A 572-nucleotide genomic window follows, 5' to 3' on the forward strand; every position below is an offset into this window, starting at 1 on the left:
GTGGCTGTATGAATGCACCTGTACTATTGACCATATATTTATCAGCGGTATAACCTTCATTTTTGATATAGATAGCGTCATCAGTCAAAACGATTGTGTAATTTTTAGAGTTTGAGCTGTTAATTGCACCAAATTTAATATCACTGAATTTTTTCCCACCATCATTACTGGCTGACAAGATGCTGTAAGCACAACCTCTTAGCGAGTCCCCGCATGCATCGTTATCACCACGAACAAATGGAATCGCCAGCATGTCGTCGTTTTTCGCTGCCCAGATAAACTTGCCCTTATAGTTCATTGTTCCCTTAGAGAGGAACCAAAGCTTCGTTTTTATCTTCTTGTTATCATTGTGATAATAAATAGACCCATCATCGCAGTTCGAATAATCCTCCAGCGTGAGATAGCGATTTTTATCGATACGATAAATCACCTGCGGCGGGTTATAGATTGTTGCAGCCAATTGTTGCTTCTTAGTAGCCTCAATTTTTAAAGCTTCTTGCCTTTCATTATATTCTCGAGCCTGACGAGCTTCCGCTATTCCGGAAAAAGGGTTACCTATAGCCAGCCCTCCC

Annotated in this window: 1 protein-coding gene; it reads right to left on the minus strand. The window is 40.9% G+C overall.

The window, feature by feature from the left end:
• Nucleotides 1-572, minus strand: a 572-nt coding sequence (locus tag J1781_RS00485) for a T6SS immunity protein Tli3 family protein (RefSeq protein WP_456239072.1), incomplete at both ends; no start/stop codon positions are given.

Origin of the sequence: Rahnella perminowiae (assembly GCF_019049695.1) — a bacterium.
Classification (GTDB): domain Bacteria; phylum Pseudomonadota; class Gammaproteobacteria; order Enterobacterales; family Enterobacteriaceae; genus Rahnella; species Rahnella perminowiae.